This window comes from Pseudomonas fluorescens, assembly GCF_019212185.1.
Classification (GTDB): domain Bacteria; phylum Pseudomonadota; class Gammaproteobacteria; order Pseudomonadales; family Pseudomonadaceae; genus Aquipseudomonas.
This window is the reverse complement of sequence record NZ_CP078138.1, coordinates 2,939,748-2,951,505: the sequence shown is the minus strand read 5'-3', so window position 1 is coordinate 2,951,505 and position 11,758 is coordinate 2,939,748. Positions and strand designations below refer to the sequence as shown.

12 protein-coding genes are annotated in these 11,758 nt (G+C 64.7%); 3 read left to right on the top strand and 9 right to left on the bottom strand.

Annotated elements, in window-relative coordinates; all coding sequences use genetic code 11:
- From KW062_RS13330 to KW062_RS13305, 6 genes are read right to left on the bottom strand one after another with little or no spacing between them, the layout of a single operon-like run.
- Complete coding sequence (locus tag KW062_RS13330) at positions 1–753, bottom strand: enoyl-CoA hydratase family protein (protein WP_105756028.1); 753 nt, start codon at positions 751–753, stop codon at positions 1–3.
- Entirely contained in the window at positions 750–1,862 is a 1,113-nt protein-coding gene (locus KW062_RS13325) for an NAD(P)H-dependent flavin oxidoreductase (protein ID WP_105756029.1), read from the bottom strand. Before KW062_RS13325 ends, KW062_RS13330 begins: the two co-directional genes overlap by 4 nt.
- Positions 1,859–2,767 (bottom strand): enoyl-CoA hydratase, encoded by a 909-nt coding sequence (locus KW062_RS13320; protein ID WP_105756030.1) that lies wholly within the window; start codon positions 2,765–2,767, stop codon positions 1,859–1,861. Before KW062_RS13320 ends, KW062_RS13325 begins: the two co-directional genes overlap by 4 nt.
- A gap of 15 nt (positions 2,768–2,782) precedes the next feature.
- Complete coding sequence (locus tag KW062_RS13315; protein ID WP_105756031.1) at positions 2,783–3,580, bottom strand: CoA-transferase subunit beta; 798 nt, start codon at positions 3,578–3,580, stop codon at positions 2,783–2,785.
- Positions 3,581–3,592: 12 nt separating this feature from the next.
- Positions 3,593–4,468 carry a CoA transferase subunit A gene (locus KW062_RS13310; RefSeq protein WP_105756032.1) on the bottom strand — a complete coding sequence of 292 codons (876 nt, stop codon included), beginning with the start codon at positions 4,466–4,468 and terminating at the stop codon, positions 3,593–3,595.
- A 12-nt stretch (positions 4,469–4,480) separates the two neighbouring features.
- Positions 4,481–5,371: a VOC family protein gene (locus tag KW062_RS13305; protein WP_105756033.1), complete on the bottom strand. Its 891-nt coding sequence runs from the start codon at positions 5,369–5,371 to the stop codon at positions 4,481–4,483.
- Positions 5,372–5,605: 234 nt separating this feature from the next.
- On the opposite strand from KW062_RS13305, the gene KW062_RS13300 reads away from it, so the two are divergent.
- A complete protein-coding gene (locus tag KW062_RS13300; protein ID WP_105756034.1) occupies positions 5,606–6,778 on the top strand; it encodes an acyl-CoA dehydrogenase family protein in 1,173 nt (390 codons plus the stop codon).
- Positions 6,775–7,968, top strand: a complete 1,194-nt coding sequence (locus tag KW062_RS13295) for an acyl-CoA dehydrogenase family protein (RefSeq protein ID WP_105756035.1) — start codon at positions 6,775–6,777, stop codon at positions 7,966–7,968. Before KW062_RS13300 ends, KW062_RS13295 begins: the two co-directional genes overlap by 4 nt.
- Before the next feature lie 520 nt (positions 7,969–8,488).
- Here KW062_RS13295 and KW062_RS13290 read toward each other — a convergent pair.
- From KW062_RS13290 to KW062_RS13280, 3 genes are read right to left on the bottom strand one after another with little or no spacing between them, the layout of a single operon-like run.
- The gene (locus KW062_RS13290) at positions 8,489–9,124 is read right to left on the bottom strand and encodes a nuclear transport factor 2 family protein (RefSeq protein ID WP_105755976.1); all 636 of its coding nucleotides are present in this window, start codon (positions 9,122–9,124) and stop codon (positions 8,489–8,491) included.
- Positions 9,124–9,897, bottom strand: coding sequence for an SDR family NAD(P)-dependent oxidoreductase (locus KW062_RS13285; RefSeq protein WP_105755975.1), 774 nt, complete (start codon positions 9,895–9,897; stop codon positions 9,124–9,126). The genes KW062_RS13290 and KW062_RS13285 overlap by 1 nt, the downstream gene beginning before the upstream one ends.
- Before the next feature lie 16 nt (positions 9,898–9,913).
- Positions 9,914–10,648 (bottom strand): SDR family NAD(P)-dependent oxidoreductase, encoded by a 735-nt coding sequence (locus tag KW062_RS13280; RefSeq protein WP_105755974.1) that lies wholly within the window; start codon positions 10,646–10,648, stop codon positions 9,914–9,916.
- A gap of 255 nt (positions 10,649–10,903) precedes the next feature.
- Here KW062_RS13280 and KW062_RS13275 point away from each other — a divergent pair, with 255 nt between their 5' ends.
- The gene (locus KW062_RS13275; protein WP_105755973.1) at positions 10,904–11,740 is read left to right on the top strand and encodes an alpha/beta fold hydrolase; all 837 of its coding nucleotides are present in this window, start codon (positions 10,904–10,906) and stop codon (positions 11,738–11,740) included.
- The last annotated feature ends 18 nt before the right edge of the window (positions 11,741–11,758 follow it).

Below are 11,758 nucleotides of genomic sequence, written 5' to 3'. Positions count from 1 at the left end.
TCAGAACTTGGCGTCGCGTTTTTCGACGAAGGCCCGGCGCGTTTCCGCAGAGTCCGGGCTGCTATAGGCCTGCATGGTGAAGCCCTGCTCCCAGCGGTATTTGTCCTCGAGGTTGCCGTCTTCGATGCCGTTCAGGGCTTCCTTGGCGATGCGGATCATCCCCGGGCTTTTCGCGGCAATTTTCGCCGCGATGCCGAGGGCGGTTTCCCGCAGTTGTTCCTTGCTGACGATGCGCTCGATAAAGCCGTATTGCAGGGCTTCGCGGGCGCCGATCTGCTCGCCGGTGAAGAACAGGTAGCGGACCTTCTGCACCGGGAACAGCCGCTGCAAATGCGCGCCGCCGCCCATGGCGCCACGGTCGACTTCCGGCAGGGCGAAGGTCGCGCACTCGGAGGCAACGACGATGTCCGCCGCCCCGGTAATGCCGATGCCACCACCGAGGACGAAGCCATGCACCGCGACAATCACCGGCACCGGGTTACGGTGGACGGCCTTGAAGGTCGCGTAATTACCGGCGTTGACCTCGACGATGCGCTCGGGGTGCTTGTCCAGTTCCTTGATGTCGACGCCGGCGCAGAAGCCGCGACCTTCGGCGCGAATCACGATCACCCGCACTTCGGGGTCGGCACCGAGGGCTTCGATCTGCCGCGCCAGGGCTTGCCATTCCTGGCTGTCGAGGGCATTGACCGGAGGTTTGGCGATCACCAGTTCAGCGATGCCCTGATTGAGTTGTGTGCTAAAGGCCTGGTTCACAGGGAGGCTCCAATGCTGACGGGTGGATTCGAGGAAACGGGCTGACTGCGCGCGAGCAATGCGTCGAGGCATTGCTGGGCCTCGCTGGCGATGCTTTCGATGACTTCACGGCAGCTGAGCAATTCGCCGATGGCGGCGGCTACCTGACCACTGGGCAGAATGCCCTCGTCCGGTATGCCATCGACCATCGAGCGTTGCAGCAACACCGGCTGGTTGGCGGCCATGACCACCTGGGAGAGTGCCGCCGGGTCTTCGCGCAAGGCGCGGATAAACACCGCCGCCATGTGCCCCAGGCTCATGCCGGTCTGCTGTTTCCACGACCAGGCGCTGCCCAGGGCAATGCGCAAACGGCCAAAGGCGCTGGCCCGTTCGAGGTGATTGATGAAGCGGTTTTCGATCATCCGATGGCGCATACCGTCCACCGCCAGGGTCACGCGCACCTGCTGCGGATCGTTGACCTTGAGGTAGCGTTCAAGGGTCGCGGCCGGGGTCGGCGATTCGCGAGTCATCAGGAACCTTGTGCCCATGGCGATCCCCGCGCCGCCAGCGGCCAGCACCGAGGCCAGGCCACGGCCAGTGGCGAATCCACCGGCGGCAATCACTGGCACCTTGACCGCCGCCAGCACCTGGGGCAGCAGGATCGAACTCGGTACACCGCCGGTGTGCCCCCCGCCCTCGCCGCCCTGGATGGTGATCAGATCAGCGCCCAGTTCCACCGCCTTGAGCGCGTGTTTCAGCGCGCCGACCGTTGGGATGCACAGCACCTTGGCGGCCTTGAAACGGGCGATGGTCTGTTTGTCCGGGCCACGGCCGTAGCTCACCGCCCGCAGGCGGTACTGGATCGCCAGGTCAACGCACTGTGCGGCGTTGTCCTGGAACATATGGAAATTGAGGCCGAAATGACTCCCGCCAGTGGCGGCAATCACCTTGCGGATCTCGCCTTCCAGTTGGTCGCTGGCGATGGTCGCGCCGGCGAGGAAGCCAAAGCCCCCAGCCTCGGTGGTGGCGATCACCAGGTTGGCGTCGGCGACCCAACCCATGGCGGTCTGCACAATCGGGTAGCGGCAGCCGAGGGCGGCAGTCAGCGGCGTATCGAGCCAGCGGTTCATTGACGCTCGCCCTCGGCCTGCTTGTTAGCCTGCGCCATGCCCTTGGCGTCGAAGCCGCCCAGTTTGTCGCCGGACAGCAGCTCGTTATGGGCATGGGCAAAGTGGTGCCAGGCGAACACTGCATCCATGGCTGTGCGTTTGCCCTGCAGGTCCTCGACGTGGTTAATCGCCTGCTTGGTCAGGGCCAGGCCCATGCGCGGCTGGCGTGCAATGCCGGCGGCCAGAGCGTAGGTGGCCTGCTCCAGTTCTTCACGCGGCACCAGGCGGTTGACCATGCCCACCGCATGGGCCCGGGCGGCGCTCATGCGGTCACCGGTGAAGAGGAACTCCTTGGCGATGCGCGGGTTCATTTCGTAGGGATGGGCGAAATACTCCACCCCCGGAATGCCCATGCGCACCACCGGGTCCTGGAAGAATGCGTCCTCGCTGGCGACGATCAAATCGCAGACCCAGGCCAGCATCAACCCACCGGCCACGCAGGCGCCGTGCACCATGGCGATGGTCGGCTTGGGCAGTTCCCGCCAGCGCCGGCACATGCCCAGGTACACCTCCTGCTCGCGGGCGTAGAGTTGCTCGCCACCGGGTTTGTTGGTGTGGTCCCACCACAGGTGCGCACGCTCGAACGGCTTGTCGATGTCACGCCCCGGGGTGCCGATGTCATGGCCCGCCGAGAAGTGCTTGCCGGCGCCACGCAGGACGATGACCTTGACGCAGTCGTCGTCCACCGCCTGGCGCAACGCGGCGTCCAGGGCGTAGGTCATCTGCGAGTTTTGTGCGTTATTGAAGGTCGGCCGGTTCAGCGTCAGCGTGGCGATGCCTTCGACCACGCTGTACAGCACCGGGGTGTCCGTCTCGTAGACGGCCTTGTCCTCGCGGACGATAAATTCACTGTCGCTGCTGTACATGGGCGTCTCCCTGGTTCAGGCCGTGCGGATGCCGGGCGGGTTGCCCTTGATCGCCGAGGCGCGGTAGTCGTGGGGATCGAGGCGGCGGATCAGCGCCAGTTGCTCCACGGTCGGATGCACGGTTTCAGCCAATTGCGCCGACTTGAGCAACGGGAAACCGGTGTTGTCCTGGACCTGTTCGAAGCTGACACCTGGGTGCAACGACAGCACTTGCACCGCGCGTTCCGGGCCGTTGAAATCGAGGACGCAGAGGTCGCTGACCACCCAATGGATGTCCATCAGGTCGCGACGCACGCCCTGTGGCCAACGCTCGGCACGGAAGCCGACGCCGGAGACCATGTCCACTTCGCCGCTGACGAACACCCGGCTGTTATGGCTGGGGACGAAGAACGAGTTGCGGTGGTTGATGCTGTTGCCGGGCAAGCCGCGCACGCCGAGGATCGCAGTCTTGGGCTTTTGATAGTCGCCGACGCAGGACAGGTTGGTCTGGCCCCAGCGGTCGATCTGGGTCGGCCCGATCATCGCGTGACGACGCCCGCCCCACACGCACTCAAAGACCCGCTCGAAGGACAGGTAGCCGGAGTAACGCGGCACAAAGTCGCCACGCGGGCCGAGGGGGATCGGCTCTTCGACCAGGAACGCCTCGCTGTCGGTCATCAGCAGTTCCGGGCTGTGGGTGAGTTTGGCCAGGCTGGCGCCCAGGCGCGGGATCACGCCGAGGCCGGAGGCGATCACTTCACCGTTGCCGCGCCAGGCTTCGGAGGCGGCGACAATCATCAATTCAGCGAGGGTGAAATCACAGGTTGCAGACATAATCGCGAATCCTCAGAACACGGGAAGGGGCAAGGCGCCCATGGAATCGGCACCGCCGTTCTGTGCCTGGTAGGCCTGCTCGCCGGCGGCGATGTAGGTCTGCACGTAGTCTTGCCAGCCGTTCTCGGCCTGGCTGCTGGCGACATAGCCCTTCAGGTGCTTGATGTCCCAGCCATAGTCCGGGGCGCAACTGGTCGGGTGGGCGCCGAGGGGCGCATGCACCACGCCGCTGACCAGGTAGCGCTCGAAGGTGTTGCCACGGGCCTGCTCGGCCGTCAGCTCAAGACGCTCTTCGATCTGTTCGCAGGAGACAAAGCACTGATCGGCGGCGCGGGCGAACAGGTGATCGAAATACGGGTCCGGTCCGGTCACCAGGCAGTTGCCCAGGCGGTCGGCGACGTTGACATGTAGGAAGGCCATGTCGAGATTAAGCGCCGGCATTGCCAGCAATACCTCCCCATCGGCGTAAGGCGACTGGACGGTCTTGAGTTCCGGGTTGAGGCGCGTCACGTCAGTGGCCAGGCCGCAGCGGGTCGGCAGGAACGGCAGGCGCATGCCTGCGGCGCGCAGGCCCCACTGGAACATGCCTTCGTCGAGCTCCAGCAACTCCAGCTCGCCGGCCTCGCGGGCCTTGCGGTAGTAGGGCTCCAGCGGAATCGCATCCAGAGTGGCGAAGCCGAACACCAGTTTCTTGACCTTGCCGGCTGCGCACAGCATGCCGACTTCCGGGCCGCCGTAGGCGACGACCGTCAGGTCCTTGACCGGTGAACGGAGGATCTCGCGCACGATCGCCATTGGCTTGCGTCGCGGACCCCAGCCACCGAAACCGATGGTCATGCCATCGCGCAGTTGAGCGACCGCATCGGCCGCCGTCAGTTGTTTGTTCATCATGACAATCCCTTACTGTTGGCCGACCGAAAAGTCGTGCCCCCAAATGCTCACGCGGGTGAATTCGAATGCCGAGTGTTCGGCCCAGTCGACCTGCAGGCCGCCGTAGCCGTACTCCAGGTCGAAACCGGACGGCGTCTTCATGTAGAAGCTGGTCATGCGGTCGTTGAGGTGCTGGCCGAGGGTTGCCGACAGGCTCACGTCATGGGCACGCAGGCGGTCGTGGGCGCGGCCGACTTCGGTCATCGAGTCGACCTCGACCATCACGTGCACGCAACCCGACGGCACCGGGTATTCGGCCAACGCCAGGCTGTGGTGGCGGGCGTTCTGGCAATGCAGGAAGTGAATGCGGATCGGCGGCGCCGAAGGGTCGGGACGGAAGTTGAAGATGTCCGACAGTTCGAAGCCGAGCACGTCCTTGGCGAACGTCAGGGTCGCATCGAAATTCGGCGCCGGCAGCACGGCGTGACCGAGGCCCATGTCGCCAGTGATAAAGCGTGGCACGCCTTGCGGCGAGACGAACGGCAGGCAATCGGAGCGATGGCCCCAGCTCAGCTCATGGACGTTACCCGAGGGATCCGTGAGCTTGACCAGCGCCTGCACGCCACGCTGCTCGACTTCGGCGGCGGTGCCTGGCTGGTGTTCGATGCCGTTGGCGTTCAGGTGATCGAGGGCGGCGCGGAACGCCGATTCGCTGGCCAGCTCCCAACCGGAGGCCAGGTAACGCGCCTCGCTGCCTTCGACGATCAGCATGCGAAACGGCCGCTCATCCATTTTCACGTACAAACCACCGCCCGGCGCCGGCTGCACTTGCATGCCGAGCACGTCTTCGGCGTAGCGCTGCCATTGGCTGAGGTTTTCGATCTGCGAGACGAAATAGCTCAAACCGCGAATGTCGATCATGCCTGGATCCTCGTTGGCTGAAGGGCTTGCGTGGCGTGCATTGTGCAAAGCGCCAGGCCAGGCTTCATCGTCCGTTGAGACTAAGCATCTCCATGAGCCGCATACCCCCTCCTACAAGGTGCCCAACCACAGAGGGTCTTCACAGGACACCGCCCCTAGTCCGTTTTAATGATTTCAACCGCCCCCCGCCGCCCCAGACTTCGCCTCATCCATCCGCCTTGCAGAGACAGCCCAATGGAGTTCGCTTTTACCGAAGAACACCTGATGATTCGCGACAGTGCCGAGCGCTTTCTCGCTCAGGCCAGCGACTCGCATGCCGTGCGCGCGGCGATGAACAGCGCCCAGGGCCATGACTCCGAAGTCTGGCAACGGATTGGCCAGGAGCTGTACTGGCCGGCGCTGATGGTGCCGGAGCGGTTTGGCGGCATGGGCCTGGGATTTGTCGAGCTGGCGATCCTGCTGGAGCAAAGTGGACGCTACCTGCTCGGTTCGCCGCTGTTCGCCACCGCCTGCCTGGCCACCCCTGCCCTGTTGCTGGGCCATAACGAGGCCCTGCAGGAGCATTGGCTGGGCGCGATCGCCGCCGGTGAAGCCCGCGCCACCCTGGCCTTCGCCAGCACCCCCGGACTCAGCGCCAGCAGTGTGCAAGCCCTGGCACAACCGCAGCCCGACGGCTGGACCCTCGACGGCCAATACGCGCAAGTCATCGATGGCGCCTCGGCCGACCTGCTGGTGGTCGCCGCCCGCGCCCCTGGCACCCGCGATGAACAGGGCATCAGCCTGTTCGCGGTGCCGGGCGACACCCCGGGATTGATCCGTACAGCACTGCCGACCCTCGACCAGACCAGGCGCCTGGCACGGGTTGAACTGCAGCAGGTCAAACTCAGCGAAGCGCAACGCCTGTGCGGCCCGGAACACGGCTGGGCGGTACTGCGCGACACCCTGCTGATTGCCACCTGCGGCCTCGCCGCCGAACAGACCGGCGGCGCGCAGCAGGCGCTCGACCTGACCCTCGCCTACATCGGCGAACGCCGCCAGTTCAAACGCACCATCGCCAGTTTCCAGGCGATCAAGCACCGCTGCGCCGACATGATGCTGCAGGTCGAATGCGCGCGTTCGGCGGCCTATTACGCCGCCTGTGTGGCCCAGGAACGCCTCGATCCGCAGGGTGACGCGGCGGTGATCAGCGAGCTTGAACTGGCGGCTGCCACCGCGAAGATCCACGCCAGCGAAGGGTTTTTCCATTGCGCCAGCGAGTCGATCCAACTGCATGGCGGCGTCGGTTTCACCTGGGAATACGACCCGCACCTGTACTTCAAACGCGCCCGCGCCAGCGAGCAATTGCTGGGCAACCCGGCGCTGCACCGCGAGCGCCTGGCCGCACATTTACTGGGAGAACACGCATGAAAATCGGATTCAGTGCTGCCGACGAGGCGTTCCGCCAAGAGGTCGCGCAATGGCTGGCCGAACACCTGGACGGCGAGTTCGCGGCCTTGCGCTTTCGCGGCGGGCCGGGGGACGAACACAGCTATCCCGAAGAACGCAAAGCCTGGGAGCGCGAACTGGCCAGCGGCGCCTGGATCGGCGTTGGCTGGGCCAGGGAGCACGGCGGACGCGGTCTGTCGATCAGTCAGCAGGTGATCTTCCACGAGGAATACGCCCGCGCGGGCGGCCCGGGGCGCATGGGACATATCGGCGAAGGCCTGGTCGGCCCGACCCTCGCCGCCTTCGGCACACCGACCCAGCAGCAACGCCTATTGCCCGGGATCCTCGACGGCAGCCAGTACTGGTGCCAGGGCTATTCGGAGCCGGGCGCCGGTTCCGACCTGGCCAACGTGCAGACCCGCGCCAGGCTGGACGACAGCGGCGAACACTGGCTGATCAGCGGGCAGAAGGTCTGGACGTCCCTGGCTCACGAGGCCGACTGGTGCTTCGTGCTGGCGCGCACCGAACCGGGGAGCCAGGGACATCATGGCCTGTCGTTCCTGCTGGTGCCGATGGCCCAGGACAACATCCGCGTGCAGCCGATCCAGCAACTGACCGGCACCAGCGAATTCAACGAAGTGTTCTTCGACCAGGCCGTGACCCACGCCGACAATCTGATCGGCCAGCCGGGCGACGGCTGGAAGATCGCCATGGCGTTGCTGGGGTTCGAGCGCGGCGTGTCGACACTGGGTCAGCAGATGCAGTTCCAGAATGAGCTAGACGAAGTCATCCGCATCGCCCGCGCCAACGGCGCCGCCCAGGACCCGCTGCTACGCCAGCGCATCGCTCAGGCCTGGGCCGGGCTCAAGGTGTTGCGCTACAACTCGCTGCGCATGTTGTCAGGTCCGCAGGATGGCAATCTTGGGCGTGAAGCAATGATCTACAAGCTCGCCTGGTCCACCTGGCACAGCGACCTCGGCAAACTGGCCATGGACGTGCTGGGCGACGCCGCGGAAATCCTCGACGCCGCGCCCTACCAGCTCAACCGCCTGCAGTCACTGTTCCTGTTCACCCGCTCCGACACCCTCTACGGCGGCAGCAACGAAATCCAGCGCAATGTGATCGCCGAACGAGCACTGGGGATGCCGCGGGAAGTGCGGGTCAACGGCTGATTGCAGGAGCGGTGCGACGACTCAAGTTGCTCGCGAATGGGCCAGACATTCACCATCCTCGGTGACTGACACACCGCATCGCGAGCAGGCTCGCTCCTAACGTTTGGATTGCGGTTGAACGCAAATTCCACGTCCGCCGCGAATCCCCTGTAGGAGCGAGCCTGCTCGCGATGGGGCCAGCACATTCACCATCCTCGGTGACTGACACACCGCCTTCGCGAGCAGGCTCGCTCCTACCGTTTGGATTGCGGTTGAACGCAAATTCCACGTCCGCCGCGAATCCCCTGTAGGAGCGAGCCTGCTCGCGATGGGGCCAGTACATTCACCATCATCGGTGACTGACCCACCGCATCGCGAGCAGGCTCGCTCCTACAGTTTTGATCGCTGCCGAACACAGAATCTGCATCCACATAGATCCACTGTGGGACCGAGCCCGCTCGGGAAGAGGCCAGCACATTCACCATCACCAGCGACTGACACACCGCCTTCGCGAGCAGGCTCGCTCCTACCGTTACAAGGATCAGCGAACGCGAATTTTCGGATCACCTGCCCCGCGCCGCAGGGTGGTCAGGAAACCCTCCAGCGGTGCCGGTTCGGCGATTTGTGGCAGGGCGTCCTTGTCCGGGCGTTGGGCCCAAAACGCGTCCCAGGACGGAAACAGCTCGTGGAAGCTGCCGGCGTAGGGTTCGCGCCCTGGCCAGCGCATTTTCAGGCCGCCGATTGGCGGTTTGTTGAGGTCGGTGGCGTACCAGTAGCACGGCAAGCGGCGGCGGAAGCACCAGCGCCCGTCGATCCGCTCGTAGTCGTCCCAGTAGAGCATCTGCATGATCACCCACTCAGGCCCGGTCTCATGCTCGTTCTTCGAATAGACCACGCCGGTGGCGTGGTCGGCATCGCTGAATTCGATGATGTGCTGGCCCAAATGATGGGAGGTGCCGTGGAACTGCTTGCGCATGGTTTCATCCAGCCACGCCTTGAGGTGCGCGCGACCGCTTTTGTCGCGACCGACCCGCACGTCCGGGGCGAAGCAGTTGGCCATGGCGTCCATGTCGCGCATGTCCAGGGCCAGCGCGTACTTGCCGGCCAGTTGGCGGATCGCATCCAGCGATTCCAGGCGGTCGATACGCGCCAGCATGCTGTCGTTGTCCTGGCTCATCAGTCGAACACCGTGTACAGGTCCGAACCGCGCCCGCCATCCACCGCCAGACTGGCGCCGGTGACGTAGGAAGCCTCGTCGCTGGCGAGGAACAGAATCGCGTTGGCCAACTCCACCGGCAAGCCGACCCGCTTCATCGGGATGACTTTCTCGGTATTGCCGCGCGCCTTGGCATCACCGAGCATGCCGGCGGTGGCCGGCGTATCGACCACCCCCGGGATGATCACGTTGCAGCGGATATTGTCCGGCGCGCCTTCGCTGGCCGCCGCCCGGCTGAAGTTGATCACTGCCGCCTTGGCCGCCGAGTAGCCGGCCATCCACGCGGTGCCGAACAGGCCGCAGATCGAGGCGATGTTGACGATCGAACCACCGCCCTGGGCCTTCATCAACTGCATCGCGGTACGGGTGCCGAAGAAGGTGCCGTCGACGGTGGTGGCGAAGTTGGCGTGCCAGTCGGCGGTGCTCATGCTGTCGATGCCGCCCCAGGTGTAGGCCATCGCGTTATTGACCAGAATGTCCAGACGGCCGTGCCGTTGTGCCGTGGCTTGCAGTGCCGCGACGTAGGCCTGCTCGTCACTGACGTCGGCCACGGCGATCTCGGCCTGGCCGCCCAGCGCCTGGATTTTCTCCTGCACGCCTTGCAGCGGCTCGATCCGGCGGCCGCACAGCACCACCGTGGCGCCTTCCTCGGCGAAGCGCAGCGCGGTGGCTTCGCCGATGCCGGAACCGGCGCCGGTGACGAAGGCAATTTTTCCTTGCAGACGGTTGCTCATAGTCGTTACTCCCAGATCAGATAAAGGCCATGCCGCCGTTGACCGCAACGTTCTGCCCGGTCATGAAACTGGCGTCTTCGCTGGCGAGAAATACTGCGACTCTGGCGATCTCGTCGGTCTCGCACATGCGCCCCAGCGGCACGTTTTTCAGCAGCGTCTGCATGTACTCATCAGGAATGCCGGCCATCATCGGCGTGTTGGTCGGGCCCGGCACCAGGGTGTTGACGCGAATGCCGCTGGCGGCCAATTCGCGGGCGATGGAGCGAGTCAGACCCATCACCGCGGCCTTCGAGGCGCAATAATGGCTGGGGCCGTCGCCGGTCAGCGCGGCGGTGCTCGACAGGTTGATGATCGCCCCCTTGCGACCGCCCTTGATCATCAGCTTCGCCCCTTCACGGCAGCACAGGAAGGTCCCGCCGAGGTTCACCCCGATCACCCGCGCCCAACTGTCGTCGGGGGTTTCGAGGAAGCTGTCGAGAGCGCCGACACCGGCGTTATTGACCAGCAGATCGAGTCCACCGAAATGCGCTTCAGTCTGGCCCATGGCATCGGCCACGGAGGCGCTGTCAGCGACGTTGCAGGCCAATGCCAACACCTGATCGCCAAGGTCGGCGAGGCTCTCGGCCAGGGCCGCCTGGTTCAGGTCGACCGCCACCACCTTGGCGCCCTCGGCGACAAATCCACGGACGATGGCCTGGCCCATGCCCTGCCCGGCGCCGGTCACGAACGCCACTTTATTGAGTAACTTCATCAGCAATCTCCAGATGTGCAAATACGCTGCGACCCGCTGCCCGTGCAGTGGCGCCGTCCCCTGCATGATTAGCGGCGAAGGTCGGGACCGGCATCGTCCGATGGGACTAGCGCCGCGTGGTCTGAACGGACGATGCCGGCAACACCACCCGGGGCCAGCATGCACAGAGCACATCGCCTCGGGCGCAGCGTTCCCCTTCAACAGCGCGCCCAAGGCGACTGTGCTCTTCCCATTCGCAGAACCTGGAGCACCCCCATGAATCAACCCGTAGACCTGCCCCTGCCCATCGGCCATTACGCGACGCTGCCCAACAGCGGCTTGCGCCTGCACTACCTGGACGAAGGCACCGGCCCGGTGGTCCTGTGGCTGCACGGCAGCGGCCCGGGTGCCAGTGGTTTCAGCAACTTCAAGGGCAACTTCCCGCAATTCGTCGCGGCCGGTTATCGCAACATCGTCCTCGACCTGCCGGGTTTCGGTCGCTCGGACAAGCCCGAGGACGCGCAGTATCACCTGGACTTTTTCGTCGACTGTGTGTCGGCGTTCCTTGAGGCTATCGGCGTGCGCCGCTGCACCCTGCTGGGCAATTCGCTGGGTGGCGCCATCGCCCTGGGCCTGGCGCTGCGTCAGCCACAATTGGCGCAGAGCCTGATTCTGCTGGCACCAGGTGGGGTCGAAGAGCGGGAAACCTACTTCCAGATGGCCGGCATCGTGCGCATGGTCAGTTTGTTCAGTGCCGGCCCCATCGGCATGGACGAGATGCGCAGCATGATGCGCCTGCAACTGTTCGATGACTCGATCCTGCCGGACAGCCTGCTGCAGGAACGGGTGGCGGTGGCGGTGACCCAGCCGAAGAATCTGTTTAGCACCATGCTGGTGCCGAATATGGAAACCCGCCTGGGCGAGATCCAGTGCCCGATCCTCGGTTTCTGGGGCAACAACGATCAGTTCAACCCCATCAGCGGCGCCCAGCGCATCATCGACGGCGCCGCGAATGCGCGCTTCATCGTCCTCAACCGCTGCGGGCATTGGGTCCAGGTAGAGCATCGGGAATTGTTCAACCGCAGCTGCATTGATTTTCTGCAGAACGGGTGATCAGCAAACACCATGCCT

Bases quoted from the DNA above. Each gene is read 5' to 3' on its own strand.
- KW062_RS13325 (WP_105756029.1), bottom strand. From the start codon at position 1,862: ATGAACCGCTGGCTCGATACGCCGCTGACTGCCGCCCTCGGCTGCCGC.
- KW062_RS13320 (WP_105756030.1), bottom strand. From the start codon at position 2,767: ATGTACAGCAGCGACAGTGAATTTATCGTCCGCGAGGACAAGGCCGTC.
- KW062_RS13315 (WP_105756031.1), bottom strand. From the start codon at position 3,580: ATGTCTGCAACCTGTGATTTCACCCTCGCTGAATTGATGATTGTCGCC.
- KW062_RS13310 (WP_105756032.1), bottom strand. From the start codon at position 4,468: ATGAACAAACAACTGACGGCGGCCGATGCGGTCGCTCAACTGCGCGAT.
- KW062_RS13305 (WP_105756033.1), bottom strand. From the start codon at position 5,371: ATGATCGACATTCGCGGTTTGAGCTATTTCGTCTCGCAGATCGAAAAC.
- KW062_RS13300 (WP_105756034.1), top strand. From the start codon at position 5,606: ATGGAGTTCGCTTTTACCGAAGAACACCTGATGATTCGCGACAGTGCC.
- KW062_RS13295 (WP_105756035.1), top strand. From the start codon at position 6,775: ATGAAAATCGGATTCAGTGCTGCCGACGAGGCGTTCCGCCAAGAGGTC.
- KW062_RS13290 (WP_105755976.1), bottom strand. From the start codon at position 9,124: ATGAGCCAGGACAACGACAGCATGCTGGCGCGTATCGACCGCCTGGAA.
- KW062_RS13285 (WP_105755975.1), bottom strand. From the start codon at position 9,897: ATGAGCAACCGTCTGCAAGGAAAAATTGCCTTCGTCACCGGCGCCGGT.
- KW062_RS13280 (WP_105755974.1), bottom strand. From the start codon at position 10,648: ATGAAGTTACTCAATAAAGTGGCGTTCGTGACCGGCGCCGGGCAGGGC.
- KW062_RS13275 (WP_105755973.1), top strand. From the start codon at position 10,904: ATGAATCAACCCGTAGACCTGCCCCTGCCCATCGGCCATTACGCGACG.